This is a genomic window from Paraburkholderia sacchari (assembly GCF_000785435.2).
In the GTDB taxonomy this organism is placed as follows: domain Bacteria; phylum Pseudomonadota; class Gammaproteobacteria; order Burkholderiales; family Burkholderiaceae; genus Paraburkholderia; species Paraburkholderia sacchari.
This window is the reverse complement of record NZ_JTDB02000008.1, coordinates 1-24671: the sequence shown is the minus strand read 5'-3', so window position 1 is coordinate 24671 and position 24671 is coordinate 1. Positions and strand designations below refer to the sequence as shown.

The following is a 24671-nucleotide window of genomic DNA, read 5'->3' as shown; positions in this document are numbered from 1 at the left end:
ATCGGCGATGCTGAATCGAACGATTATACGGGATCGCCGTGCGCTCGCGGCGGCGCGCTCGGGCAGTCTGCTCCGCAGTGTGCGCAGGCGCGACAGCATGCCGGCACGCCGGCCCGCATCACCCCCATTGTTCCGCATAGCGGAACTTTGTACCGAAAACCAACCTCTTCGCGGGCAGATCGCTTAAGATGCCCGAATCGGCCGCTTTGCTGCCCGCATGGGCCGCCCCTGGCCACAGAACGACATTGGAAGACACAAGCATGGGCGCTCTCAGTCATATCCGCGTACTCGATCTCACCCGCGTTCTTGCCGGACCGTGGTGCGCGCAGACCCTCGCCGACTTCGGCGCCGACGTGATCAAGGTGGAACGCCCGGGCGCCGGCGACGACACGCGTCACTGGGGGCCTCCGTACCTGAAGACGCCGGACGGCCAGGAGACCGCCGAAGCCGCCTACTACCTCGCGCCGAACCGCAACAAGCGCTCGGTGACCCTCGACATCGCAACGCCCGAGGGCCAGCGCATCGTGCGCGAGCTCGCGGCGCAAAGCGACGTCGTGCTGGAGAACTACAAGGTCGGGCAGCTCAAGAAGTACGGGCTCGACTACGAGTCGCTGCGCGCCGTGAAGCCCGATCTCATCTATTGCTCGGTGACCGGTTTCGGCCAGACCGGGCCGTATGCGCCGCGCGCGGGCTACGACTTCATCGTGCAGGGCATGGGCGGCTTCATGAGCATCACGGGCGAGCGCGACAGCCTGCCTGGTGGCGGCCCGCAGAAGGCGGGCGTGGCGATCGCCGATCTCATGACCGGCATGTACTCGACCATCGCGGTGCTCACGGCGCTCGCGCACCGCGACCGCACGGGCGCCGGCCAGTACATCGACATGGCGCTGCTCGACGTGCAGGTGGCCATGCTCGCGAACATGAACACGAACTACCTCGCGAGCGGCACGCCGCCGGCGCGCTGGGGCAACGCGCATCCGAACATCGTGCCCTATCAGGCGTTCCAGACGAGCGACAGCTGGATCATTCTCGCGGTGGGCAACGACGGGCAGTTCCGCAAGTTCGTCGAGATCGCGGGCCGCCCCGAACTCGCCGACGACGAGCGCTTCGCGACCAATCCCGCGCGCGTGCGCAATCGCGACACGCTGGTGCCGATCGTCGCCGAACTGATCCGCGCACGCACCAAGGCCGACTGGATCGGCGCGCTCGAAGGCGCGGGCGTGCCGTGCGGGCCGATCAACAACCTCGCGGAAGTGTTCGAGAACGAGCAGGTGATCGCGCGCGGCATGCAGGTCGACGTGCCGCACCCCTCGGGCGCAACGGCAAAGCTCGTGCGCAACCCCATCCGCATGAGCGCGACGCCGCCCGCCGTGACGAGCCATCCGCCGACGCTGGGCGAGCACACCGTGGAGGTGCTGCGCGACGTGCTCGGGTATAGCGACGAGCAAGTGGCGGCGTTGCGCGGCAAGGGCGTGGTCTGAAGCGCGCGTCACTCGCGGGTAACTTCGTGGGTGTCAACCCGCCCCGCCTCTACCCTTTATGCATCGACATCAGCCATTCGAAGCCTTGCGGCCAGTCCCCCAGGCCGCTCTCCGCGTTGATGTGCCCGCGCTCGCCGATCTCGATCCAACGGCTGCCCCACGCGCGCGCGCAACGCTCGGCGAACGCGAGCCCGCCGTAGGGATCGTCGCCGCTCGCCACGACGATGCTCGCGAACGGCAGCACGGGCACAGGTTCGAGCGGTACCGGATCGAAGCCGCTCGCATCGCGTGGGAATTCGGGACCGTCCGGGTCGGGCACCGCCACCAGCAGCGCGCCCGCGACTTTCGCGAGCGTCGCCGCGCTCGCGTGATGCGCCGCCCAGTGCGCGATTGTGAGACAGCCGAGGCTGTGGGCCGCCAGCAGCACGCCGCCCTCGCCCGCCGCATCGGCATTCAATGCGGCTTCGAGCGTACGGCACCATGCGTTGCAATCCGGATGCATCCAGTCGGGCATTGAAACGCGCGCAAAGCCAGCGTGCATGGCTTCCCAGCGCGTCTGCCAGTGCCCCGCCCCCGAATTCATATAGCCCGGCAGCACCAGCACCGGTGGTTCGTTCATCGTCGTTTTTCCTTTGGTTCTTGCCGGGCCAGGCAGCGGCCGGCGCAACGCCCGCGAGCCGGGACTGGCAGGCCCCACCTCGTCAGGTAGAATGGAAGACACACTGGGCGCCGGGTTGAGACTTTCCTTATGTACCGCGCCCTCGAACGACTTCCCTTTTCGCATGAATACCGAACGTAAAGACGCCGACCGCACGGACGCGCCTGCGGCATCCAATTTCATCCGCAACATCATCGACGACGACAACCGCTCGGGCAAGTGGGCGCAGCGCGTGGAAACGCGCTTCCCGCCGGAGCCGAACGGCTATCTGCACATCGGCCACGCGAAGAGCATCTGCCTGAACTTCGGCGTGGCGAAGAGCTATGGCGGCGTGTGCCATCTGCGTTTTGACGACACCAATCCTGAAAAGGAAAGCGTCGAGTACGTCAATTCGATCATCGACGCCGTCACCTGGCTCGGATTCGAGTGGAAGAAGGCCGACGACGACCGCGAGTACCTCTTCTACGCGAGCGACTACTACGACAAGCTCTATGAATTCGCCGAACTGCTGATCCAGCGCGGCAAGGCGTATGTGGACAGCCAGTCGCCGGACGAGATGCGCGCGAACCGCGGCTCGGCCACGGAGCCTGGCAAGAACTCGCCGTTCCGCGACCGCTCCGTGGACGAAAACCTCGACCTGTTCCGCCGCATGAAGGCCGGCGAGTTCGAGGAGGGTGCGCACGTGCTGCGCGCGAAGATCGACATGGCGTCGCCGAACTTCAACATGCGCGACCCGGTGATCTACCGCATCCGCTTCGCGCATCACTACCGCACCGGCGACAAATGGTGCGTGTATCCGATGTACGACTACACGCACTGCATCTCGGACGCGCTCGAGAACATCACGCACTCGCTGTGCACGCTCGAGTTCGAAGACCATCGCCCGCTCTACGACTGGGTGCTCAACGAACTCGCCGATGCCGGCGTCTTCACGCGCCCGCTGCCGCAGCAAATCGAGTTCTCGCGCCTGAACCTCACCTACGCGATCACCAGCAAGCGCAAGCTGCTGCAACTCGTGAACGAAGGCCACGTGGACGGCTGGGACGACCCGCGCTTGCCCACCATCGTCGGCGTGCGCCGGCGCGGCTTCACGCCTGAAGCAATCCATCTGTTCTGCGATCGCATCGGTGTGACCAAGGTGGATTCGTGGATCGACATGAGCATCCTCGAAGGCGCGCTGCGCGACGATCTCGACGACAAGGCGCCGCGTACGGCCGCCGTGCTCGACCCGCTCAAGCTCATCATCGACAACTATCCGGAAGGCCAGAGCGAGGACTGCACGGCGCCCGTGCATCCGCATCATCCGGAGCGCGGCCTGCGCACGTTCCCGATCTCGCGCGAACTGTGGATCGAGCGCGAAGACTTCAACGAGACGCCGCCCAAGGGCTACTTCCGCCTGTTCCCGGGCAACAAGGTGCGCTTGCGCTATGGCTTCGTGATCGAATGCACGGGCGCGGACAAGGACGAGAACGGCAACGTGATCGCCGTGCATTGCAACTACTTCCCCGACAGCAAGTCGGGCACCGAAGGCGCGAACAACTACAAGGTGAAGGGCAACATCCACTGGGTGAGCGCGGCGCATGCGTGCCCGGCGGAAGTGCGTCTCTACGACCGCCTGTTCCGCGAAGAGCAGCCCGACGCAGGCGGGCGCGACTACCTCGACGCGCTCAACCCGAATTCCAAGCGCGTGGTGCAGGCGTATCTGGAGCCGGGCGCGCGCGACGCGGCGCCGGAAGACCGCTATCAGTTCGAGCGCCATGGCTACTTCGTCGCCGATCGCTACGACTCGAAGCCGGGTGCGCCGGTGTTCAACCGCATCGTTGGCCTGCGCGACAGCTGGGGCAAGTAAGCGCGCAAAAGCGGCCGGACGCAGGGCCGCTTCAGCTCCAGATGCAAAAAGCCCGCACGTTCATCACGTGCGGGCTTTTTATTTGTCTGGTCGCATCAACGCGATAACCGCATGGGTCACTCAAAGCTGGCCATGCAGTTCCGCGAGCGAGAGCGTCGTGCCGAAGAGCCGCGCGAGACTGCGGCTCGCGTACTGGTCCACGTCGGCGGGCGCGACCCACACCCAAGCGTCCATCTCGGGAATCATCACGCCGTCGTGACGACGCGGGAAAAGCGACACGCAGTGGCATTGCGACAGATCCAGTTCGCCCGCTTCGGCGCGCGCAGCAAATAGATGCAGATCCTTGTCGCGCCGATACACGAAGCGCCCGAGATCGACGAGCCGCGATGCGTCGATCGCGATGCCGGTCTCCTCGGCCATTTCACGCAATGCGCTTTGTGCCTCGGACTCGCCCGGCTCGCCTTGCCCCTTCGGAATGTCCCAGTGACCGGTGCCGGTCGCGTGCGCAAGCAGCACGCGGCCGTTCGGGTCGAGCAGCACGATGCCGCATGAGACGGTCTTGCCGTTCACGGCGTGCTCAGTGCTTCTTCTGATAAACCCAGGCGCCGCTGCCGACGCGACAGAACTGCGGGCGCAGCGTCATCGACTGCCCCTTCGCGGTCACGACCACTTCCGAGTCGCGGCAGGTCTTGTCGCCATCCTTTTGGGTCTTGTTCGGCGTAATCGTAGCGTCAATCTTCACGGGGTTGCGCAAACCGTCGTTATTCCAGTTCGAGGTTTCGCCGTCCGCCTTGTTCGCGATCGAAGCCCGCACCGCGCTGGTGAGCGACTTGTAGTCTGCCTGTGTCATCCAGCTAGCCGGCGTGTCATTGAGGAAACTCAGATTGGCGGCCTGAGCGGCCGGACCCGCCGAAAGCAGCAATACGGCGGCAAGGCCGGACAGAATACGGGGCGATTTCAGCATTGAGCGTTCTCCCTGAGCAGAAAAATGACCAGAAAATGAGCGGGAAAAATAACGAACGAATTCGGGAACCAATTAAAGCAAAGCGCCGAATTAGCAGGCAAGGGTTAATTGCGAAAAAGGATAACACGCGCCCCAATTTTTACCCGCCCCCGGTGCGGCGAGCCACGGCGCGCCGCGCGCGGCGCGAAAGATGCATTCTCGATGGACTTCCGTTTAGGATTGGTCCGATAGCGATTCAGGCGAGCGGCGAATAAGCTTGGTCCATCAATCACTTACGCACCGCCAGGCATTTTCTGCCATGACTTACGCCATCGCCCTACGGATTTTTGCTGTGATGCTGTCTCTGCTCGCCATCGGGCTCATGGCCATGGTCGCCCAGCATACGAACAAGCCGCGGCCCGAGTCGAACGCGCCGCACTTCGCCATTCAGTTCGACAACGCGCCGCGCTGGCCCGAAACCCTGTTGCGCGGCGGAGTCCTGTGCCTGCTCGTCTCGTTCGTCATACTCACAGCCACCTGCATTCTGATCGCGGGCGCCTGACCCGCCGCGCGATACCCGCTCAATGAGCCGACGGCTGCCAGCCGTCGGTGAGCGTGCCAAGAAACGCCACCACGTCCTTGATCTCGGCGTCGGAAAATACCGGCGCATCGCCGGGCTTGCGATCGAACGGCGCCTCGGTATTGAGGTTTGCCCAATACTGGCGCGGCAGATCGTCGAACTTCCTCACCTTGCCCTTCAGCACCGGATAGAACTCCTCCGGATTCGTATCGCGCCGTGCGTAAAAGCGCATCACGTCCTCCAGCGAGTGATAGATGCCGTTGTGGAAGAACGTCTTCTTGAGTGCGACATTGCGCAGCGTCGGCGTGCGAAAGAGTCCGCAGAATTCGGCGCGGCCGCCCAGATCGGTGCGTTCCGGCCCGCACGCGCCCAGATCGAAGAAGCGCGGATCGCGATTCACCGCGAGCGCACGATTACGCGGCACGCCAACCGCGATCAGCCCAAAGTCGCTGAACTGCGGCGGCGAGCCATCCTTCGCGCGCTGGCTGATGTGGCAGCTCGCGCAATTGCCCTTCGTCTCGTCGTTGAACAATTGCAGGCCGCGTAGCTCCGCCGCGGTGAGCGTCGTCTTGCCCGCGAGGTACGCGTCGTACTTGCTCGTGTACGGATAGAACACTTCCGGGGTCTGCTCGAAGGTTTCCAGCGACTTCAACACGGCCTTGAAGGTGGCCTCCTCGTCGTCGAGGACGTGCTCGCCGAATGCCTCGCGAAACGCGTTCGCGTAAGGCGCCGCGCGCACCGCGTCGGCCACCTTGCGCGGCGTGCTCGCCATCTCGAACGACGAGAGCAGCGGAATGCGCGCCTGGTCCGCGCCGCGATCGACCCGGCCATCCCAGGTGAGTCCGCCCGTCGGGCCGGCGTCGACGCTCTCGTCGCCTTCGTCGTCGGAGTCGTGGTAGTGCTCCGCGAACGGCGGCACCGCCTGCAAATACTTGAGCGTCGGCACCGCGCGCATGCCGGGGCGGCGCATGTCCGCACCGCCGATCTGCACGTCGAACGCGTTGGCCGGCGTGAAAGCGCGATCCGGGTTATGGCAGGTCGCGCACGACATCTTGCCCGAGCCCGAGAGCGAGGGATCGAAGAACATCTGTTTGCCGAGCGCCGTCATGCGACGCACTTGGGCGTAGACCTCGTCGCGGGGCTGGCCGTGCGGCTGGCCGGTGGACGCCGCCGTCGAACCAGGCACGGACATGGCGATCTTGATTGGCTTCGCGCTGCGCCCTCCACTCGCTGCGCTCACGCCATGATCGACGCCACCGGTGTTCTCCGTGCGGGGCGTCTCGCCATCGCAAGCCGCCAGCGACACCAGCACACCCATTGCCAGCAACAGACGTCCATAACGGCTCGAGCGGGCTGACGGCGCGTGCGAATGGGTCTGGGTCTGGGTCTGCTTCTGCGTCGAACGACGCGCCAATCTTTGCAACATGAACGGATCCCCCGAAACTCGCTTGCTGCGGTGCACGTATAGCCAAACACCATCGGCCAAACACCATCGCGCATCGAAATCGCGAAAGCGTATGTCAATCAGATGACGAACAGATGACCCGACGTAAGCGCGAAGTCATGCAATCAGAGGGATAAGAAAAGCCAAACGTAATTATTTACATACGACTGTCAAATTGCGCTGAGACACTGCGCGTCGCCCGATGGCCGGTGCCGCGGCGACGTCTGCACGCTGCCCGCCAGGGGGACCCCAACGCGCGAGAGAGAGAAAAGAATGCTCAAGAGAAAATGGTTCTACGCAACGCCGATTGCGATCGCCGCGGCGACGCTGAGCGTGGTGGCATGCGGCGGCAGCGACGACAAGAAAGCCGACCTGTCGTCCGTCAAGAACATCGTCGTGATCTACGCCGAAAACCGCAGCTTCGACAATCTGTATGGCAACTTCCCGGGCGCCAACGGCCTGCAGAACGTGAGCGCGCAAAGCGCGCAGCAACTCGACCGTGACGGCTCGGTGCTCGCCACCTTGCCGACCGTCTGGAACGGCCTCACGCAAACGGGCGCCACGCCAGTGGTGACGGCGGCGATGACCGAGAACATGCCGAACGCCCCGTTCGCCATCGACGACCCAAAGGGCTACAACGTACCGCTCTCGGTGACGACCCGCGACCTCTATCACCGCTTCTACGAAAACCAGATGCAGATTCACGGCGGCAAGAACGACATGTTCGCCGCGTGGGCCGACTCGGGCGGTCTCGTGATGGGCCACTACACGACGAACGCGCAAACGCTGCCGCTCTGGAAAATCGCACAGCAATACACGCTTGCCGATAATTTCTTCATGGGCGCGTTCGGCGGTTCGTTCCTGAATCACCAGTGGCTCGTTTGCGCGTGCACACCGTATTATGCGAACGCGGACAAGAGCCCGGCAGCCAACTCGATCTCGGCCGTCAACGCCGATGGCGTCTCGCTCACGCTCGCCTCGAACTCGCCGGTTTCGGCGCTCGGCGGCCCGCCGAAATTCGTGAAATCGGGCAACCTCACGCCCGACTTCTACGCGATCAACACAATGCAGCCGCCATACCAGCCGAGCGGCAACAAGCCTGCTTCCGGCGGCGACACGAATCTGGCCGACCCGAATGCGGCGTCGACGCTACCGCCGCAAACCGCGCAGACCATCGGCGACCTGCTCTCGAACGCGGGCGTCTCGTGGGCGTGGTACGGCGGCGCATGGGGCGCGGCCGTGAGCGCGGCGCAGAACAGCACATCGAATGTGATCTACGGCGCGAACATGACGGCGCCGAATTTCCAGCCGCACCATCAGCCGTTCAACTACTTCGCGAACTACGCGCCGGGCACCGACGCGCGCGCGAAACACCTGCTCGACGGCGGCATGGGCGGCAGCGAGTTCATCAAGGCGATCGACGCCGGCACGCTGCCGCAAGTGGCGTTCTACAAGCCCCAAGGCAACCTCAATGAGCACCCGGGCTACACCGACGTGACAAGCGGCGATCAGCACATCGCCGACGTCATCGCGCATCTGCAAAAGAGCCCGCAGTGGAACAACATGGTCGTGGTCGTCACGTATGACGAGAACGGCGGCTTCTGGGACCATATCGCGCCGCCCAAGGGCGACCGCTGGGGCCCGGGCTCGCGCATTCCGGCGCTGGTCATTTCGCCGTATGCGAAGAAGGGTTACGTCGATCATACGCAGTACGATACGACTTCGATCCTGCGGCTCATCACGCGACGCTTTGCGCTGCCGGCGCTACCGGGCCTCGCCGCGCGCGACGCCGCGCTCAAGAGCAACGGCGCGCCGGCGATGGGCGATTTGACCAACTCGCTTGATTTGAAGCTTTAAGCGATTGTGGCCACGATGGCTGGGCGTCGAGGGTGTCTGGCTTTTTTCGGGCAGCCGAGGGCTGCCCGTTTTTTGGGTCGTGGCCTTGGTGGAGGCGATCAGCCAATATTCGTATTACGGTGTCTGGATTGCCAAATCCGAACGGCATCGCGTATCTGATGCTCGATGAGGACTCGGTGGGGCTGACGGTGTCGTAAGGGATTCGTTGCTTAACGCTGATCCGCGAGACCACCATTACGACGCGAAGGAGCACGCTCGAATGATTGCCCCGCTGCTTCAACCGTGAATCGCGCGCACCTGTTGAACTGGTCCCCAGTCTGGCGGCGTCGATTGTTCCGGTTATGTGTGCCTTGCCGGCTTGTTGACGACTGCCAGACCACTGCGATTTGTGTAACTCCGGCGTAACCCCGCAGAGGTGCGAGGCCGGGAAACTGGCGCGACAGGAGGGGCTCGAACCCCCGACCCTCGGCTTAGAAGGCCGAACAAGTTCACATTTCTCAGCGTTGACCGAAATTCCAGAAAAGCCTGAAAAGCCCATCCAGCAAAGGGCTTCATGGACTTTCATGGAAAATCCACGTTGACCTAAATTGACTGATTTCCATAGAATCGGGTTACATAGCGGTTACATGGATTCCCGTGTAACCCGGAGCACGAGGGGAATCGAACAGTGGCAAAGGTCAATTTCACGGCGGGACGGGTCAACGGGCATAGCTGCCCTGCTGGCAAGTCCCAGGCGTTCATCTGGGATATCGGCGCCACCGGCCTCGGACTGCGCGTCACGGCGGCAGGCGCGCGCACCTATATCTGGCAAGGCAAGCTCAACGGGGCGACGGTGCGCGTCACGATTGGCGCACCGAAGGATTGGGGCATCGACGACGCGCGGGACGAGGCGCGCCGCATCAAGCGCCTGGCGGACGCTGGGAAAGACCCCCGCGAGGAAGCTGCCGAGCAGCGGGCGGCACATGAAGCGAGGCAGTTGGAGGCACGCCGCAAGGATGCGACCGTAACGGAGGCATGGGCTGAGTACCTTGAGGCCCATCGCTCGAAGTGGAGCGAGCGTCACACCACCGATCACAAGAACCTCGCTCAGGCTGGCGGCGAGAAGAAGAAGCGCGGCAAGGGGCTGACGGTTGCTGGCCCGCTCGCGCCGCTCATGCAGCTCAAGCTGTCCGACATGAGCGCCGAGTGCATCACTGACTGGCTGAACGACGAGGCTCAGAACCGCCCGACGAACGCGGCACAGGCATACCGCAAGCTCCGCGCGTTCATCCGCTGGTGCGGTGAGCGCCCCGGCTATCGCGGGCTGGTGCCTGAAGGCGCGTACGCCGCGCGCACCGTGCGCGATGCAGTACCACGCCCAAGAGCGAAAGATGACTGTCTCCAGCGCGAGCAGCTCGCCACGTGGTTCGCCGCGGTGCGCCAGATTGGCAACCCGGTCATCAGCGCCTACCTCCAAGGCTTGCTGGTTACGGGCGCGCGCCGCGAGGAACTGGCCGGGCTTCGTTGGGATGACGTGGACTTTCAGTGGCGTAGCCTCCACGTCTCGGACAAGGTAGAGACGGAAACGGGCCGGCTCGTCCCGCTTACGCCCTACCTCGCATCGCTGCTGCTCGAATTGAAGCGGCTGAACGACACCCCGCCGAACGTGCGCCAGTTGCGCCGGCTCACCGCCGAAGGGAAAACGTGGGCGCCTTCGCCGTGGGTCTTTTCCAGCAAGACGGCGGCGGACGGTAAGCTGGCGGAGCCGCGCATCGCCCACACCAAAGCACTGATGGCGGCCGGCTTGCCACATTTGAGCATTCACGGCCTGCGCCGCTCGTTCGGTACGCTGTCTGAGTGGGTCGAATGCCCGGTAGGAGTGGTGGCGCAGATTCAAGGCCACAAGCCGAGCGCACTGGCCGAGAAGCACTATCGCCGCCGCCCGCTCGACCTCCTTCGCATGTGGCACGACAAAATCGAGGCGTGGATGCTCGAACAGGCGCGCATCGACTTCAGGCCAGAGCAGACCGAACAGGGCTTGCGTGCAGTGACAACCTGACGTGATTGTGGTGTAAAAGACACAAAATTTACGTGTCCATCCAAAAAATTTGTATTGAATCGCCAGACTTGATTGCGTCAGCACTCGTAGCAAGTGAATGGAGTGGTAACTCCATGAATTGATTTAGTGTTTTTCACGCCCCTCCCCCGACAATTATTACATTAGATCTATTGGCGCTTAGAGCAGCATAAAGAAAGCAAATTTCTTTTCGAATTCCACTCAATAGATCAATGCAATATTTCCTCGTTCTTTCAACGAGATAGCTGGTTTTCCGAGCATCAAAATCAATCTAAAGTCACATCAAACGAGCTATCCCAGCTCGATAAATTTGAGGGTGACCCATGAAAATTGGCAATGCCACTACTGGCGAAATCGCGGCGATCAATCGCTCTCACTTCATTACCACTGACCAATTTGCAGAGGCACTGCATGTGCTCCCGCAAAGCATCCGAAAGCGCCTTTGCATGACCGGCAGCTTTCACGGCATTCGCCCGTTGAAGTTGCCGAGTCGCCGGCTCGCATGGCCTGTAGACGCCGTGGAACAACTGATGAATGGGGGCCGCTAATGCAGAGTGCCGGCCACCATGTAGCAGAGGTAAGCGCCATCAACACGCGCAATGCAAAAGCAGGAACGCTGCCGACCCGTAAAAATACGGTCGCCGCCGAGGTGTTGGCCCACATGCTTGAAGGTCGCGAACTTACCGCCATCGACTCGGTATTTGCGTGCAGCACGACGCGTCTCGCCAGTGTGGTCCACGAGCTCGGCAAGCGCCACGGCTGGCGTATCGAGCGTCGTGACCAACCGGTCGATACCACGGATGGCCGCACTGCGACGGTCACTGCCTACTCGCTCTCTGCCGACGTGCGCGAAGCCGCATTCGCTTCCGGCGCGCGTGCGTGGGTGGACGAGGTGAAGGTGGCCCGCGCCACGCGCCGCAACGGAGGCTAACTATGCAGACCATCGTTATCCCTTTCCCCGGAGCCGGTCAGCAGCCGCGCATCGCTCGCAAGCCGACCAACGAAACCGAACGCATCGCCCTTCTGATGGCGACGGTTTCCAGCCTGCGCTACCTGGTTGACCGCGCACAGCCCTACCTCGCACAAATCCCCCACCCCGACACCCCCGAGGAAGCAACCCTTGAGGATTGCGCGCACCACGCGCTCGACCTCGCTAGTGATTGCGTCGCGGAGTTCGGTCACCCGAAAGACATTCTCGGCGTCGATACGCACTTCGAGGCGCTTGAGCGCATCTACGCAATTCCTGTCTTCGCTATCGGAGAGTGACCATGACTGCACTCGCTATCAGCCGCGCCGCGACCCAGCAGGACATCGGTACGTTTCTGCCCGAAGGCTATGGGAAAGAGGAAGGGTAGCCGCGTATCCCGTGACGCAGGGGGGTTTGTCGCAATTCCGTGGGTCGTGCTCGACAGCCCTGCATACCGAGCACTCTCGCACCCCGCAAAGTCCCTGCTGATGGAAATAGCCCGCCAGTATCACGGCGACGACAACGGCCGAATGATCGTCACGCTGGCGTATTTGAGTCCGCGAGGCTGGTCATCGAACGACACGATTAACCGAGCGAAGAATGAACTCCTGGAGGCAAACCTAATATACGAAACCGCGAAGGGACGTAGGCCAAACAAGGCGAGCTGGTACGCAGTCACTTGGGCGGCACTCGATGAGCTAGACGGGTACGACTCCGGTGCGCGCGCTGGATTTGTGCGCAGCGCATACCGCGATGCGAAATTGAATGCCTTACACCGCGAGACGGTGCAAAGCCCCTCCAAATTGCACCGGGAGGCGGTGTAGAGAGCATCCCGCCTACACCGGGAGACGGTGCAATCAGGGCCGATTTGACCATCCCCCCTACACCGCCAGACGGTGACCCTCTAGAGAAGCCATCTCCCATCGTTTTTTGCAGCAGACCACAGGAGCAAACATGACCAAGTACGCAGATTTTTGGGATAGCGACGAGCCGCGTCGCTACTACACCACTCGGGGAAATCAATGAGTCTCGAACGTCAACTGTCCATCCTCGGGATTCCCGACCTCGACGAGCGCGCGTTCGCTCCGGTCGGCGGCCGCATGCGCCTGCCCTGTCAGCGAACTGGCGAACATCGTTGATTCGTTCATGATTCGCTTCGAAATGGAGGGCGGCCGAGAAATGGCTAGCGTCGGACGCCGCGGCCAAAGCGAGAGTTTCGGTAGTCTCCGCCAGCAATGCGCTGGGTTCTTCGGCACGCTCGATGCGTGGCTTACCCAAGGGACGAAGGACCGGGCGACCTACCTCGACACCCTCACCGAAGAAATGATTGCCCAAAGGATCAACGACGCACTGCGCGGCTCAGTGCGGAAAATCGAAGTGGTGGTGGAGCGGCTACCGAACCGCGTTGAGCGCTTCGTTTCTGCCGTGGTGAGGCGTGGCGTGCCGCATATTCCCGCAGGTACGCGCACCCTGGATCTCGATGATGTGATGGTGCGGGAGTTTTTGTTTGCCGGCGCCGAGCGCAAGGGGTTCGATATCCCGGTGGACAGCGAAATAGACGGCTACGTGTGGGACGACGCTGGAGAAACCCACATTCACGCGTGGTTGAAGTAGCTCTAGGCGGCGGGCGCGGTGCGGCGATATCAGTTGGCACGCCGAGAGCGAGCCGGTTGCCCGGCTTGTGTGCGCGTTCGGTTAGATCATGCTCGAACGCGCGCAGGCCGAGCCACCCCCGCGCTGTATATCGCGGACTCATAGACCCATGCGGGCCACCACTTCTTCCTGCTCATCCGATTGCAGACGTGCTTTTGATGTTCAGCCGGGTCACGTGGTGCCTTACATCGATGGCGGGCCATATTGCAGAGCGGATGCGCAGCGACGATATTGCCTTGTATATTTGAGCCGCCATCTTTTTTTGCTGTCAAATGCTCTGCGGTGCACCGAAAGACTCTGGCTTGCTTGCACGAGATGCTGAAGTGCGCAGCCATTACCGCTAAGCCGGTCGGGTCGTTCCACATTGGAAGGCCACAGTAATAGCAATGGCCGGACTGGAGGTTGTATGCGCGGTCGCGAGCGCGCACTAAAGTCGGAGACATAGGGCGGTCCTGTAAAAGGAGGGTGCGGAACAATCGAAACCCGCTCGCCCTAAAGAGCATGCACGGGAACCTGCCGATTCAATCGACAGGCACCACATCAGATTCTCAGAATGCTGACGTTCAAAGTCTAACGGCAGTCAAAACGGTATCGCAAGCGCTCGACACGCCTCATATGTGCGCTGGAGCGCAAACAGGGCGATATCTACCGCCTCATCATGCGCTCGAAGCTCCCGGCCGCAGAGCGCTTCGAAGAAGTGTTGCCGGCGAGGCGCTCGACGGTCGGACGGAGTGCCGTGGCCCTTTCCTGCGTTGCAGGGGAAGCGCTCAGCCCCCAATGGACGGAAACCTGCGGGTGCCCCAGAAAGAGAAACAATTAGTAAGGTGGGCGAGCATATAAGTAATGGAATCGAATATTTTTGAAATGAAATAGAAATGCCAACGCACCGAGGGTAGACTCGCCAAAACAAACAAAAAACGGGGCGACAAATGAACAAGATCATTTCGATGTGCGCGGCTGTGGCGCTTACGGGGTGTGCGGCTGGCGTGGAGTCGGTCACGGCGCCGAACGGCAAGCCGGGCTTCCTGATCTCGTGCGACGGCTCGGCGGATAGTTGGGCGAAGTGCTACAACGCGGCCATCAAGCAGTGCGGTGGTCCGTATGACATCGTGGACAAGAACGAGACGAGCACGCCGACCGGCCTCGGGCCGCTCGTGCGGCGGAATCTCATCGTTGCGTGCAAGGCGTGATGGTCGGGCGAAGCGGTGGCCTTTGTGCGGCGCTCGTCCGGCGAGGAAATATACACGAGCCTGCCGCCCCTTCTCGTTGCGCTCGACCATTGAAAGCTCTTTCGCCATGTCGAGCGTCAGGTGATGATGTGCCCTCCCATCTCCACCATCATCACGCTCAAAAAAGAGCTAACGTAATCAATGTCTTGCGCGCCCTCGCCAATCCTACGTTCTCGTAGGGAAGCTCTGCATCAGTCGCGCGCACATGGACATGCAAAAAACGGGGCGTGGAATGACCGATAACCAACTGCTGGGAATCCTGACGAAAGCGCTCCGGGAGTACGCGCCGAAGGCGTACCGGAAGATGGCGGCGAGCGGCGAGCTGAACGCGTTTCTGGAGAACCTGATGGGCGTGACGCTGGAGGCGATCAGCGCCGCGCGGCAGCAGGAAATCGCAAGCATGGTGACGCAGGGAAGCCCGCAGTTCGAGGCGGACCCGCTGAAACGCACGCAGCAGATCAACATGGCGACGAAAACGGCCGAGGAACTGGCGATAGCGCAGGCAGTGGAGACAATCATGGCCCTGCCAGCCGAGCCGCACAAGCACGACGCGGCCTGACGCCGCCAGAGCCGGGCGCCCAGCCGTGGCTTTTTCCTGCATTGCAGGAGATTCAATCACGCCGCGCGCAACAAGGCGCTCGATGGTGACTTTCACATTGTCATGGCGGGATTCGACAAGCTCCGCGATTTCGCGGCTGCTCATGGTCGGCGCAGAGCCGGAAAATCACAGTTATCCACAGGTGGAGGTGGCTTGCGCTGCCTTACTTCTCCGGCGGCAGCAGAATGTACTCCGGCAGTACCACTGCCTCTGCCTCGTGCTTCTGGTACCCGGCCTCCATCAGCGACGCCACTTGCGCGGCCGCTTCCTTACTGGCTTTCTGCGCCTCGGCGTTCAGCGTTCCGTCCTTGCGCATTTCTCGGTACATCTTCGGAAGCCACTTTCTCCAGTGGTCCAGCGCCAGCCTTGTGTACTGGAGACCGAGCATCGTTCTCCCTCCGGGGTTTCAGTCGAGCGTCTTATCGCATCGGAGACGATTTAGAGGTATGCGCCGATGGCGTAATCGGTGTTCCTCAAACTGAGGAAACCTCGCACGAGGGTCCGGGCGCGCGGCCCGTCGCAGTCTACCTCGTCAGCAAGCGCGCTAGTAACATCATCGTCATGCAGGAAAGCAAACGATAATGCTGGTCCCCCGGATAAAGCGCAACAAGTAGCAAATCCAACGCAACCGTTCGACGCGTACCAGACTGCAGGCCAATTGGCCGCGATTGGCGATCACCTATGTTGCTCAATCCCGACCTCCTATATCTGGCGAGGGTTTTCGGGCGATGAACTAAGTTTGCAGGGAGAAACCGTGGCTCGGCGAATCTCGTCATTCAAACGACTGCCGTCCCATGATCTTCGCCAGCTTGCAACTCATGTAGTACCCCAAGTCGCTGGTAAGCGTTAGGGCGCCACTGTAAAGCCGGGCCCACTGTTCCGACGTGACGATTGCCTTGTTCGGTGCAAGATTTTGTCTCGTCAAAAAATCTTGCATGTGCAGAGAGTATTCGGTCACCGGAAGGAGCGCTCGTGTAGCGCGTTCGAGTTTTTCCGCTTCCGGATTTTTCCGGTATGACCGTGCCGGCCCGCCGTCTTCGAGAATCCCTGCAATCGCCCGTTTTGAGTCCACAAGGTCTTTGCGAACGCCCCATACAACGTAAAGAGGCCGCGCATCAAGTGCCGCATACCGCATATTGCCTTGCCCTCGTGTGGACTCATCCATGTAGAGCTTCTGAGCAGCGGCGCTTTCGGCCGTCAGGTATCGGTCTTCTTCGGGTGGGACGTTCGGCAGCACCAGGTCCGCGTAATCGAGCTGGCCAATGAAATTCTTCAAGCTGGCGTCATCAAAGCCAGAGCATCGCGTTTCTGCAGGGTCATAGTCCTTTTGGAGGCCGGCTCCGAATGCCGGCAATGCCAAGCTAACCAACAGAACCGATATGGCTGCGTATGCGATTTTCATCTGATCCCCGAATGTGGTTCTGTTGCGTCAATTGCTGCCGCACTTAACGCCCAACCCCCAAACCTGCGCATAGCGCCCCGGTGTCCGCCCGATTCTTCTGACTGAATGATACGCTGGCCCCAAGTTTGGCCGGCCCCACAGCGCCTAATAAAACGGTCTGGTCGAAGCCAAGCCCAAACCCCATGCCCCGCACTGCCGCCACTCGCGTAGTACCATCCCTCAGACCTATAAACGCGCCAATTTGTCCAACTGGAGATAAAAATGGCAAAAATCGATGTGACGGGCTCGATGATTGACGCCGCAATGGATATCGGCGTGAAGAGCGGTCTGTTCGCCCCACACCCAAAACGCGAGGACGTCGCGAAGATGATTGAAGGCGTGCTCGCGCTCGCCAGCGGCCGAGCAACCGAGAAATTCAATTGCCGCGTGAAAAACGCCATAGGCAAAAGAGAGTTGCGGGCGCGGATCATTGGACCGGAGCCGGGTCGCCAGGGGTACCTAGAGGTCGAGACAGAAGAAGGCAAGCGGCTCCACGTACACGCAAACGAGGTCTATTACTACAGCCCTTACAAACCCCAAGGCGCATAGAAGCGCCAAAAATAAGCGCGCCCGAAGCCGAGCCCAAACCCCATGCCCCGCCCTGCCGCTGCCCGCGTACTAACGTCGCTCACCTTGAACAAGAGAGACCACAATGGGTATCCGTGATTCGAGCCAAAAGGCGGTTGCAGCCATGTTCGCCACGGCAATCCTCGTGGTAGTAACGCTGACCACGCTAAAGTTCACTGAACTCGATGTCGCGCTCAAGCTCGCGGTTCACGGTTTCGTATGGTCCGCTGCGTTGTATGGCGGCTATCTGATTCTCAGTGTCACAGACGATCTCCCCCTTCTCACCCGGTCGTTCGGCCGCAGACTTTTCGGGTACGCGCTATTTGCCGCGGGCTCGTTCGCCTGGCTTCGAAGCGCCTACTTTGTTTTGGTCCACTTCCAAGTCTCCGGGGTAGAAATCGTGCTCATGCAGACCGTTATAGTCGCGACGATCATCCTCGCGGCGTCTGACGTAAGCGAACACAATAGGGCGCTCTTAAATGCGATAAAAAGAGGCCCGGCAGAAGACGAGCCGAAACCTTAAGCGTTGACCGAAAAGTGCTACAGCATACCTCCATGAAACCTCGCGCCGGTCACCGGTAGTTACCCCCAAGGGGGCGGATTGACCAAATCGGGTTACATGGCGGTTACACGGGCGCTAGATAGCAAAAAGCCCGGCTATAAAAACCGGGCTAAGTGTTTGAATTCATTGGCGCGACAGGAGGGGCTCGAACCCCCGACCCTCGGCTTAGAAGGCCGATGCTCTATCCAGCTGAGCTACTGTCGCGTGAGTGGTCTGCAAGGCTGCGCGCCGCAGGCACGGCGCAGACGGGCGTGGATTATACCTCGTTCGGAATGCATCAGCCCTGCCCGATTACGGTGCCGCACCGCCCACAGCAGTGCGGCACCGACACAGTCAAACCATCAAACCGGCTGCGGATGCATCACGAACCAGCCGAGGAAGACCGCGCCTGCGATCACGCAGTACAACCCGAACGAAGCAAGGCGGCCGCGCCCTTCGAAATAGCGCATCAGGAACTTCACGCTCAACCACGCGGCGATGCCGGTCAGCACGCCGCCCACCAAGGCCGTCACGAGTTGGTCGTGCGCATGAAAGAGCTTCGGCAGTTCGAGCACGCCTGCCGCGAAGATGATTGGCGTGCCGAGCAGGAACGAGAACTCGGCGGCCTTCTCGGCCGTCAGGCCGGCGGCATTGCCCGCGATCATCGTCAGGCCGCTGCGCGAGAAGCCGGGAATCAGCGCGCCGATCTGCGCGAGGCCGACGAGAAATGCCTGGCGAAACGTGAGCTTCTCGGGCGGGCGATGCGCACGCGCACGCTGCAGGCGGTCGCCGAACCATAGCAGCACGCCATTCACCATCAGCGCCGCAGCAACGATCCGCAAGTCATGGAAGATCAGCTCGATGCGCTTTTCGAGCGCAAGACCAACGAGGCCCGTCGGAATCGTGCCGATAATAAGGGCCCACATCATATGGCCCTCATCGTTCTTGCGGCCTCCTAGCGAAGCGAAAAAGCCGCTGATGAGCGCGATCCAGCGCGCGCGGAAATACCAGAGCAACGCGACCGCCGTACCGAGATGCAGCGCGACGAGGAACGGCAGGAGCTGCGGAGCGTGCTTGTCGATATGCATGCCGAAGAGCGCCGGCACGAGCAGGGTATGGCCAAGACTGCTGACCGGAAAAAGCTCCGTGACACCTTGCAGCACGCTCAGAAATAACAGAAACGAGAGACTCACGCGGGGATCCTCGAGATGGTTGGACAGAGTGCCGGACCATCGCGGGGACGGTGCGGCAAGGCGCACCGATTATGCCGGGGCCGTATTGCAGCGCCAAGCATCGGGACTCATTTGTCTGAAAAGTTACCGCGCCGCAACAAAATTGTGCGAGGAAAAATCGGATTCGGGTAACAAAAGAATGGGAAGTCGCGCGTGAACCAGCACCGCGGGTAGCCTGTTCGCGAAATGGAAGAGATGAGCCGAAAGCCGGCGAGAATAAAAACGAAATGATGCTGAAAGATTCGTAACCTGGTGCTCAGGTCGAATGATCGATCAGCGGGCGACCTTATAGAAGAAGTACGCGCTGCTGCCAATAAACAAGCTGAACAGTCCCATTCCCATCGCCATGGCGAGATCCATTTTGGCACCTCCTTCTTCATTTCTGCGTCTCTACGTGCGCAATCGCACGAGTCAGCGCGATTATGGGCTTGCCAAAGCTTGCGCAACACCCACGATTTCCCGACGAGGGTTTTCACGCATCCGAATGCGGCGCACAATCCCCGGGCGCGTGGAACACCGGCCCAGTCCCGGCTTTGAGCGCATTTCGCCGTTGCCCTCTTCCTCTTTTCGACTCGACGCCCGCCCATGGAATCAAGCCCTCAGCACGACATTCTCGAACTCACCCACGGCGCCTCGACGCTGCGCCTCGCGCCGTGGGCCGGCGCGCGGCTGCTGTCGTGGCAGGTCGACGGCAAGCCGGTCATCCGCTGGTCCGACAACGCGAACTGGGATCAGCCGGCGCGCGTACGCGGTGGCAATCCGCTGCTCTTCCCGTTTCTCGGACGCCATTTCGTCGATGGGCAGATCGGCCGCTGGCGTGACGCCCAGGGCGTCGTGCGCGATCTGCCGACACACGGTTTTGCGCGAGATCTCCCGTTCAAGGCCAAAGTCGATACCGATGGGCGCGGCGTGACCATGACGCTGGTGGACTCTGCGGCCACACACAGTGGCTACCCGTTCGCGTTTCGCTTCGAAGCGGCCTACCGGCTCGCCGACGATCGCACACTCGACGTCGTACTTACTGTGACAAACACCGGCGATGCGCCCATGCCCTGGTATGCAGGCCATCACTTCTACTTCGAGTTGCCGCATGAGCAGCGCGCGCAGAGCACGCTCGACGTACCGCCGACACAGCGCCGTCATCAGTTGCCCGATGGGTCGATCAGCGCGCCGGAGCCCGGCGAGTCACAGTACCACCTCGACGATGCCCGCATTCAGGACCGCTTTCACGTGCTCGAGCCGGCGACTACAGCGCGGCCGGTACGTTTGGTGGCACCCGGGCTCAAGCATGCGGTCACGTTCGACCTCGACCGGCCAGGCTCGCTTCCGTGGTACGCGGTGACGACCTGGACCGAAGCCGCCGACTCCGACTTTTATTGCGTCGAACCATGGCTTGGCCTGCCCGATGCCATTCACAACGGCCTCGGCCTGCGCTGGCTTGCACCGGGCACCACCGAAACCGCTGCCTTGCGCTTGCGTTTCGAAACGCTCGGCTGATATGCGGCGCGTCGTCGCCACACAGCCTTTGATGCGCGAACAGGCCAGCCGATTCGTCAGGGGAAAAACGCAGGCGCGGCGCCAAATTCGCTAAAATCGGACGTTTTGCCGGAACGGCGCCTCCCCCGAGGCGAACCGCCGGCAGCGTCTTGCGAGGTTCAACGTTGGCAAAGGGATTTAGACGTTTTGCATGCGCGGCGCTCGTCGCGCTACTCGCGGCGTGCGGATCAGCGCCGGTCGGCCCCGGGTTCTACCGCGTGGAGCGCGGCGACACGGTCAGCAAAATCGCGCGCAGCAACCGCCAGTCGGTTTCGAATATCGTGCGCTGGAACAATCTACCGAACCCCGATTCGATCGAAGTCGGCCAGGTGCTGCGCGTCTCGCCCCCGGGCGGCTCATCGGCGAGTGCCCAGCGCACCGTGCCGAGGCAGGACGCTGCAGAGAGCGCAAGCACGACGGCACCGCCCGCTTCGTCCATTTCGCTCATCTGGCCAACCACGGGCCAGGTCGTCCGCAACTTCGACGGACGCGACTCAAAGGGCATCGACATGGTCAACAGCGCCGGCACGCCCATCGTCGCCGCTGCACCGGGCACCGTCGTGTATGCCGGCAACGGCCTGCGCGGCTATGGCAACCTGCTGATCATCAAGCACGACGGCGAATATCTCACTGCTTACGCGCACAATCAGGCCTTGTTCGTGAAGGAAGGCGAGGCCGTGACACAGGGGCAAAAGATCGCCGAAATGGGCAATAGCGACAGCGATCGCGTCATGCTGCATTTCGAGTTGCGCTATCAGGGGCGCTCTATCGATCCGGCTCGCGACTTGCCGCCGCACTAATGGATATTTCTGCAAAAAAAAGCCCGGCATGGTGCCGGGCTAACGGGGGTTTGGCGCATATCGGCAAAGGACCGGTTTACCATGCGCCGAATGGCAATCTATCAACGCGCCTTTGACGGCGCAATCACTTAATTAGATCGAAAATGTGTCGCGGCGCACGGATTATGGGTCGCATCAATTTCCGATGACGAATCAACCCGCTGAAGTTGCCGAATTCGAGCCGAAATGCGCGCATTGCAGCGCGCTATGTGTAGTCGCCAAAAAACGCCGAAAAGGCTTATAGAACGGGCGTGCGGCGTACTACCAGGGTGCCCCTGAAGAAGCATTGCGTGCCGCATTATCCCGCACCGCAATATCGCACATCGAACCGGTTCGCTTACCTTGCAATTTGGTGTGCAAGCGCACAAATAAATGCAATTATCCGCACAAGCAGAAATTTTGAAACGCCGAATTTCGGCGTCTCGATTGCTATCTTTTATCAGACTTTTTTTACTCATCCGGTTATTGGTGTTTTTGTCCGATTAATCATCACGAGTCGATTTCCTATTCTTTCTATTGTGTATTCACGCCCTACTATTCCTCTTGCGTGAATTGCGCAGGGGCGCATCCCGATCTTCTGTTCGATGTTCGGTCATGTCATCCGGCAGGCCGCCCATCCGCAACCTATCGTTTATAGTAACGCCCGCAACTCAATGCCCAAGATCATGACTACCGACGCCACGACTTCCCACGACGACGCCCCAAGCCCGCTTTACGCCAAGTTGCTCGGCGAAACCGCCAAGATCGACTGGCAGGACCTCGAACGATTCTTCGCTCAAGGCAAGCTGCTCGCGGTCGCTAGCGACCTCGACCTCGTGAGCATCGCGGAAGCCATCGCAAGCGACAACAGCGAGCAGGTAACGCAATGGCTCTCCGCCGGCCTCGTCGAACGCATGCAGGCTTCGACTGCCGCTGATTACGCCGAGCGCAAGCCCGAGCTCTGGGCCGTTGTGGTTTCGCCGTGGATCTGCGTGCAGGAGCGCCGTTGAGCGAGAACCTGGCACTTCCGACGCGCGGTGACTGGCATCGGCGCGTACTGGTGCTGGCCTTTCCGATCGTCCTCGCGAATCTCACGCAGCCCATTCTTGGCGCCGTCGATACGGCTGTCGCCGGCCATCTGGGCAGCGCCGCCGATCTCGGCGGCGTCGCACTAGGCGGCCTCTTTTTCAACTGCGTGTTCTGGGGCTTCGGTTTCCTGCGCATGGGAACCACCGGGCTCGTCGCGCAGGCTTTCGGCGCCGACGATCAGTCCGGGCTGCGTGCAAACGTCGTGCGCGCGTTGCTGCTCGCCTTCGGCATCGGCGCGCTGATCTTGCTGATGCAGGCGCCGCTGATCCGCTATGTCCTCGAACTAATCGGCGGCAGCGACGAAGTCCAGCGCAATGCACGCCTCTATTGCCATGCCCGCATTGGTTCAGCGCCGTTTGCACTGGCGAACTATGTCGTGCTCGGCTATCTGCTTGGCACACAACGCGTACGTATCGCGCTGATTTCACAGGTGCTGATCAACGTCGTCAATGTGATTGCCGTGCTCGTCTACGTCTATGGGTTCGGCTGGGACATTGCGGGGATTGGCGCAGCGACGGCCACAGCCGATACGATAGGCTTCGCGTTCGGCGCTGCCGTGCTGTGGCATCAACGGCCGCGCAATCTCGCGCCGCTAGCGTGGCGCACGATCGTGGAGCCAGCCGAGCTCAAGCGCCTCGTGGCGATCAATCGCGACATCTTTCTGCGCACGATGTGCCTGCTGGGATCATTCGGCTGGTTCGCGCACTTGGGCGCCAGGCAAGGCGATGCGATCCTTGCCGCCAATGCGTTGCTGCTTAATTTTCAGACTTTCATGGCATACGGGCTCGACGGCTTCGCTCACGCTACCGAAGCGCTCGTGGGCGCAGCGATCGGCGCCCGTGACCGCGACGCTTTTCGTCAAGCGGTGAAGGTGAATCTATTCTGGGCGGTGTTGGGTGCGCTCGGGTTTTCGGCGGTCTATTGGGGCGCCGGCACGTGGATCATCACGCAATTGACCGATCAACCCGCCGTTCGCGCAGCCGCGCAAACCTTTCTGCCATGGGCGGCGCTGTCCCCACTTATTTCCGTGTGGGGGTTCCTGCTCGACGGCGTTTTCATCGGCGCCACGCGCACTCGCGAGTTAATGCAGGCCATGGCGACCTCGCTGCTTGTTTTTCTCGGCGCCTCGTGGGCGCTTGTTGGCCCGTTCGGCAATCACGGACTCTGGATGGCGTTGTTGATCTTCATGGCAGCACGCGGCTTGACCCTGTCCCCTCTACTTCCGCGGATCACTGGCGCAATTCAGGCTCCCAAAGTGCAACAGGCGCCCTGAGGCGCCTGTTCTTGTCCGCTGGCGCGTTTGTTTACTTCGCCGGCGGCGTTTCGATCATCATCGGTGGACGATCATCGGTCGGAACGCCGTGATAGTCGGCCGGATCGTGGGGCGGTGGCCCATGATGCTTGATCGTTGCATCGTCGGCACAAGCGGAAAGCAGTGCGACCATTGCTATGGCCAGCCAGACACGTAGTATCAACGCAAACTCCTTCAATTAATGTTGCTGTGCAGCAGTCTAGCGCGTACGAGACGCTTCTGACGGCTAGCGAACATTGCTATTTTTTTCTTGCCTGCCTCTGTTCTAAGATACTCACATGGCTGCAACCGAAGGAGGCTGCCATGGATGCCGAAACTATTGCGGGTCTGATCGGTCTTGCTGTCGGTCTGCTGGTTCTGCTTGGGTTGTCGATTTTTGAATCGCGAGCCTACAAGCAGGAGCACAACGGCGAAGGCATGATGCACCACTGGCTGGCCGAGCATCATGTGCTCGACCGCATGCGTCGCAGGCACTGAGCTGACATAGCGGGCTGAACGGTCTCCACGTCAGTCGCAGTGAGCTTTCTTCTGACGCGGCTGGGCTTGCCAGCCGTGGGGGCATTTCTCGTCACGCTCTGACGCTTAGTCTGGGAGGACTAAGCACTCAGCGTATTTCCACGCGCGTAAACGCCAGAACCCCGGCGCTCATGGTGAGCCACCGGGGTTCTGGACATACTGCATGAGGAGCCTGACGATTACCTACTTTCACACGGGCAATCCGCACTATCATCGGCGTGGAGCTGTTTCACGGTCCTGTTCGGGATGGGAAGGGGTGGGACCAGCTCGCTATGGTCATCAGGCATGACGGGTTGCTGCGTCG

At 61.4% G+C, this 24671-nt stretch carries 27 protein-coding genes, 1 tRNA gene and 1 rRNA gene; 18 read left to right on the top strand and 11 right to left on the bottom strand.

Going from position 1 to position 24671, the window contains the following annotated elements; translation table 11 throughout:
• Positions 1-260 precede the first annotated feature (260 nt).
• Positions 261-1481, top strand: coding sequence for a CaiB/BaiF CoA transferase family protein (locus NH14_RS24300; protein ID WP_035533606.1), 1221 nt, complete (start codon positions 261-263; stop codon positions 1479-1481).
• Between the two features lie 49 nt (positions 1482-1530).
• On the opposite strand, the gene NH14_RS24295 is transcribed toward NH14_RS24300, so the two are convergent.
• A complete protein-coding gene (locus NH14_RS24295; RefSeq protein WP_035533605.1) occupies positions 1531-2100 on the bottom strand; it encodes an RBBP9/YdeN family alpha/beta hydrolase in 570 nt (189 codons plus the stop codon).
• 163 nt (positions 2101-2263) lie between these two features.
• Between NH14_RS24295 and NH14_RS24290 the strand changes: the two genes are divergently transcribed.
• Positions 2264-3988, top strand: coding sequence for a glutamine--tRNA ligase/YqeY domain fusion protein (locus NH14_RS24290; RefSeq protein WP_035533604.1), 1725 nt, complete (start codon positions 2264-2266; stop codon positions 3986-3988).
• A gap of 120 nt (positions 3989-4108) precedes the next feature.
• Here NH14_RS24290 and NH14_RS24285 read toward each other — a convergent pair whose 3' ends face one another.
• Positions 4109-4558 carry an NUDIX hydrolase gene (locus NH14_RS24285; protein WP_035533602.1) on the bottom strand — a complete coding sequence of 150 codons (450 nt, stop codon included), beginning with the start codon at positions 4556-4558 and terminating at the stop codon, positions 4109-4111.
• 7 nt (positions 4559-4565) lie between these two features.
• Entirely contained in the window at positions 4566-4952 is a 387-nt protein-coding gene (locus tag NH14_RS24280) for a hypothetical protein (RefSeq protein ID WP_035533600.1), read from the bottom strand.
• A gap of 298 nt (positions 4953-5250) precedes the next feature.
• On the opposite strand from NH14_RS24280, the gene NH14_RS24275 reads away from it, so the two are divergent.
• Positions 5251-5493, top strand: coding sequence for a hypothetical protein (locus NH14_RS24275; protein WP_052148509.1), 243 nt, complete (start codon positions 5251-5253; stop codon positions 5491-5493).
• A gap of 19 nt (positions 5494-5512) precedes the next feature.
• On the opposite strand, the gene NH14_RS24270 is transcribed toward NH14_RS24275, so the two are convergent.
• Entirely contained in the window at positions 5513-6937 is a 1425-nt protein-coding gene (locus NH14_RS24270; RefSeq protein ID WP_237179753.1) for a cytochrome-c peroxidase, read from the bottom strand.
• Positions 6938-7228: 291 nt separating this feature from the next.
• On the opposite strand from NH14_RS24270, the gene NH14_RS24265 reads away from it, so the two are divergent.
• The 5 genes from NH14_RS24265 to NH14_RS24245 all read left to right on the top strand — a co-directional run bounded on the left by NH14_RS24265 (position 7229) and on the right by NH14_RS24245 (position 12134).
• Complete coding sequence (locus NH14_RS24265) at positions 7229-8812, top strand: acid phosphatase (protein WP_035533599.1); 1584 nt, start codon at positions 7229-7231, stop codon at positions 8810-8812.
• Between the two features lie 667 nt (positions 8813-9479).
• Positions 9480-10850 carry a tyrosine-type recombinase/integrase gene (locus NH14_RS24260; protein WP_035533597.1) on the top strand — a complete coding sequence of 457 codons (1371 nt, stop codon included), beginning with the start codon at positions 9480-9482 and terminating at the stop codon, positions 10848-10850.
• Between the two features lie 341 nt (positions 10851-11191).
• On the top strand, positions 11192-11416 hold the full coding sequence (locus tag NH14_RS24255; protein WP_052148507.1) for a hypothetical protein: 225 nt from the start codon (positions 11192-11194) through the stop codon (positions 11414-11416).
• Between the two features lie 101 nt (positions 11417-11517).
• The gene (locus tag NH14_RS24250) at positions 11518-11799 is read left to right on the top strand and encodes a helix-turn-helix domain-containing protein (RefSeq protein WP_407947183.1); all 282 of its coding nucleotides are present in this window, start codon (positions 11518-11520) and stop codon (positions 11797-11799) included.
• A gap of 2 nt (positions 11800-11801) precedes the next feature.
• A complete protein-coding gene (locus tag NH14_RS24245) occupies positions 11802-12134 on the top strand; it encodes a hypothetical protein (RefSeq protein WP_035533595.1) in 333 nt (110 codons plus the stop codon).
• Positions 12135-12854: 720 nt separating this feature from the next.
• Here NH14_RS24245 and NH14_RS33915 read toward each other — a convergent pair.
• Complete coding sequence (locus tag NH14_RS33915; RefSeq protein WP_269151853.1) at positions 12855-12983, bottom strand: hypothetical protein; 129 nt, start codon at positions 12981-12983, stop codon at positions 12855-12857.
• On the opposite strand from NH14_RS33915, the gene NH14_RS24240 reads away from it, so the two are divergent.
• From NH14_RS24240 to NH14_RS24225, 3 genes are all read left to right on the top strand, one after another.
• Positions 12982-13449, top strand: a complete 468-nt coding sequence (locus NH14_RS24240) for a hypothetical protein (RefSeq protein WP_035533594.1) — start codon at positions 12982-12984, stop codon at positions 13447-13449. The genes NH14_RS33915 and NH14_RS24240 overlap by 2 nt on opposite strands.
• Before the next feature lie 968 nt (positions 13450-14417).
• Positions 14418-14678 carry a hypothetical protein gene (locus tag NH14_RS33670; protein WP_035533592.1) on the top strand — a complete coding sequence of 87 codons (261 nt, stop codon included), beginning with the start codon at positions 14418-14420 and terminating at the stop codon, positions 14676-14678.
• A 271-nt stretch (positions 14679-14949) separates the two neighbouring features.
• Entirely contained in the window at positions 14950-15276 is a 327-nt protein-coding gene (locus tag NH14_RS24225; RefSeq protein WP_035533590.1) for a hypothetical protein, read from the top strand.
• Between the two features lie 202 nt (positions 15277-15478).
• Here NH14_RS24225 and NH14_RS24220 read toward each other — a convergent pair whose 3' ends face one another.
• Positions 15479-15703: a hypothetical protein gene (locus tag NH14_RS24220; protein ID WP_035533588.1), complete on the bottom strand. Its 225-nt coding sequence runs from the start codon at positions 15701-15703 to the stop codon at positions 15479-15481.
• A 384-nt stretch (positions 15704-16087) separates the two neighbouring features.
• A complete protein-coding gene (locus NH14_RS24215) occupies positions 16088-16717 on the bottom strand; it encodes a hypothetical protein (protein WP_035533587.1) in 630 nt (209 codons plus the stop codon).
• 261 nt (positions 16718-16978) lie between these two features.
• Here NH14_RS24215 and NH14_RS24210 point away from each other — a divergent pair, with 261 nt between their 5' ends.
• Together NH14_RS24210 and NH14_RS24205 are read left to right on the top strand one after the other, a co-directional pair.
• On the top strand, positions 16979-17305 hold the full coding sequence (locus tag NH14_RS24210) for a hypothetical protein (protein ID WP_035533585.1): 327 nt from the start codon (positions 16979-16981) through the stop codon (positions 17303-17305).
• Positions 17306-17408: 103 nt separating this feature from the next.
• Positions 17409-17846 carry a hypothetical protein gene (locus tag NH14_RS24205; protein WP_035533582.1) on the top strand — a complete coding sequence of 146 codons (438 nt, stop codon included), beginning with the start codon at positions 17409-17411 and terminating at the stop codon, positions 17844-17846.
• Between the two features lie 166 nt (positions 17847-18012).
• On the opposite strand, the gene NH14_RS24200 is transcribed toward NH14_RS24205, so the two are convergent.
• Positions 18013-18089, bottom strand: a tRNA-Arg gene (locus NH14_RS24200).
• A 137-nt stretch (positions 18090-18226) separates the two neighbouring features.
• Entirely contained in the window at positions 18227-19057 is an 831-nt protein-coding gene (locus NH14_RS24195) for an undecaprenyl-diphosphate phosphatase (RefSeq protein ID WP_035533580.1), read from the bottom strand.
• A gap of 624 nt (positions 19058-19681) precedes the next feature.
• On the opposite strand from NH14_RS24195, the gene NH14_RS24190 reads away from it, so the two are divergent.
• The 4 genes from NH14_RS24190 to NH14_RS24175 all read left to right on the top strand — a co-directional run bounded on the left by NH14_RS24190 (position 19682) and on the right by NH14_RS24175 (position 23812).
• Entirely contained in the window at positions 19682-20593 is a 912-nt protein-coding gene (locus tag NH14_RS24190) for an aldose epimerase family protein (protein ID WP_035533578.1), read from the top strand.
• A gap of 164 nt (positions 20594-20757) precedes the next feature.
• Positions 20758-21432, top strand: a complete 675-nt coding sequence (locus NH14_RS24185) for a peptidoglycan DD-metalloendopeptidase family protein (RefSeq protein ID WP_035533575.1) — start codon at positions 20758-20760, stop codon at positions 21430-21432.
• 704 nt (positions 21433-22136) lie between these two features.
• Positions 22137-22460 (top strand): DUF2288 domain-containing protein, encoded by a 324-nt coding sequence (locus tag NH14_RS24180; protein WP_035533663.1) that lies wholly within the window; start codon positions 22137-22139, stop codon positions 22458-22460.
• Positions 22457-23812, top strand: coding sequence for an MATE family efflux transporter (locus tag NH14_RS24175; protein WP_052148504.1), 1356 nt, complete (start codon positions 22457-22459; stop codon positions 23810-23812). Before NH14_RS24180 ends, NH14_RS24175 begins: the two co-directional genes overlap by 4 nt.
• A 31-nt stretch (positions 23813-23843) precedes the next feature.
• On the opposite strand, the gene NH14_RS24170 is transcribed toward NH14_RS24175, so the two are convergent.
• Entirely contained in the window at positions 23844-23984 is a 141-nt protein-coding gene (locus NH14_RS24170; protein ID WP_162531590.1) for a hypothetical protein, read from the bottom strand.
• 170 nt (positions 23985-24154) lie between these two features.
• Between NH14_RS24170 and NH14_RS24165 the strand changes: the two genes are divergently transcribed.
• Positions 24155-24328 (top strand): hypothetical protein, encoded by a 174-nt coding sequence (locus tag NH14_RS24165; RefSeq protein WP_165976554.1) that lies wholly within the window; start codon positions 24155-24157, stop codon positions 24326-24328.
• A 209-nt stretch (positions 24329-24537) separates the two neighbouring features.
• Here NH14_RS24165 and rrf read toward each other — a convergent pair.
• Positions 24538-24651: ribosomal RNA gene (gene rrf, locus NH14_RS24160) — 5S ribosomal RNA — on the bottom strand.
• Positions 24652-24671: the final 20 nt, after the last annotated feature.

Excerpts from the sequence above, each read along its gene's own strand:
- NH14_RS24255 (WP_052148507.1), top strand. The coding sequence starts at position 11,192 with ATGAAAATTGGCAATGCCACTACTGGCGAAATCGCGGCGATCAATCGC.
- NH14_RS33915 (WP_269151853.1), bottom strand. The coding sequence starts at position 12,983 with ATGAACGAATCAACGATGTTCGCCAGTTCGCTGACAGGGCAGGCGCAT.
- NH14_RS24295 (WP_035533605.1), bottom strand. The coding sequence starts at position 2,100 with ATGAACGAACCACCGGTGCTGGTGCTGCCGGGCTATATGAATTCGGGG.
- NH14_RS24165 (WP_165976554.1), top strand. The coding sequence starts at position 24,155 with ATGGATGCCGAAACTATTGCGGGTCTGATCGGTCTTGCTGTCGGTCTG.
- NH14_RS24265 (WP_035533599.1), top strand. The coding sequence starts at position 7,229 with ATGCTCAAGAGAAAATGGTTCTACGCAACGCCGATTGCGATCGCCGCG.
- NH14_RS24180 (WP_035533663.1), top strand. The coding sequence starts at position 22,137 with ATGACTACCGACGCCACGACTTCCCACGACGACGCCCCAAGCCCGCTT.
- NH14_RS24215 (WP_035533587.1), bottom strand. The coding sequence starts at position 16,717 with ATGAAAATCGCATACGCAGCCATATCGGTTCTGTTGGTTAGCTTGGCA.
- NH14_RS24225 (WP_035533590.1), top strand. The coding sequence starts at position 14,950 with ATGACCGATAACCAACTGCTGGGAATCCTGACGAAAGCGCTCCGGGAG.
- NH14_RS24270 (WP_237179753.1), bottom strand. The coding sequence starts at position 6,937 with ATGTTGCAAAGATTGGCGCGTCGTTCGACGCAGAAGCAGACCCAGACC.
- NH14_RS24245 (WP_035533595.1), top strand. The coding sequence starts at position 11,802 with ATGCAGACCATCGTTATCCCTTTCCCCGGAGCCGGTCAGCAGCCGCGC.
- NH14_RS24280 (WP_035533600.1), bottom strand. The coding sequence starts at position 4,952 with ATGCTGAAATCGCCCCGTATTCTGTCCGGCCTTGCCGCCGTATTGCTG.
- NH14_RS24210 (WP_035533585.1), top strand. The coding sequence starts at position 16,979 with ATGGCAAAAATCGATGTGACGGGCTCGATGATTGACGCCGCAATGGAT.
- NH14_RS24190 (WP_035533578.1), top strand. The coding sequence starts at position 19,682 with ATGGAATCAAGCCCTCAGCACGACATTCTCGAACTCACCCACGGCGCC.
- NH14_RS33670 (WP_035533592.1), top strand. The coding sequence starts at position 14,418 with ATGAACAAGATCATTTCGATGTGCGCGGCTGTGGCGCTTACGGGGTGT.
- NH14_RS24220 (WP_035533588.1), bottom strand. The coding sequence starts at position 15,703 with ATGCTCGGTCTCCAGTACACAAGGCTGGCGCTGGACCACTGGAGAAAG.
- NH14_RS24240 (WP_035533594.1), top strand. The coding sequence starts at position 12,982 with ATGATTCGCTTCGAAATGGAGGGCGGCCGAGAAATGGCTAGCGTCGGA.
- NH14_RS24205 (WP_035533582.1), top strand. The coding sequence starts at position 17,409 with ATGGGTATCCGTGATTCGAGCCAAAAGGCGGTTGCAGCCATGTTCGCC.
- NH14_RS24300 (WP_035533606.1), top strand. The coding sequence starts at position 261 with ATGGGCGCTCTCAGTCATATCCGCGTACTCGATCTCACCCGCGTTCTT.
- NH14_RS24290 (WP_035533604.1), top strand. The coding sequence starts at position 2,264 with ATGAATACCGAACGTAAAGACGCCGACCGCACGGACGCGCCTGCGGCA.
- NH14_RS24170 (WP_162531590.1), bottom strand. The coding sequence starts at position 23,984 with ATGGTCGCACTGCTTTCCGCTTGTGCCGACGATGCAACGATCAAGCAT.
- NH14_RS24275 (WP_052148509.1), top strand. The coding sequence starts at position 5,251 with ATGACTTACGCCATCGCCCTACGGATTTTTGCTGTGATGCTGTCTCTG.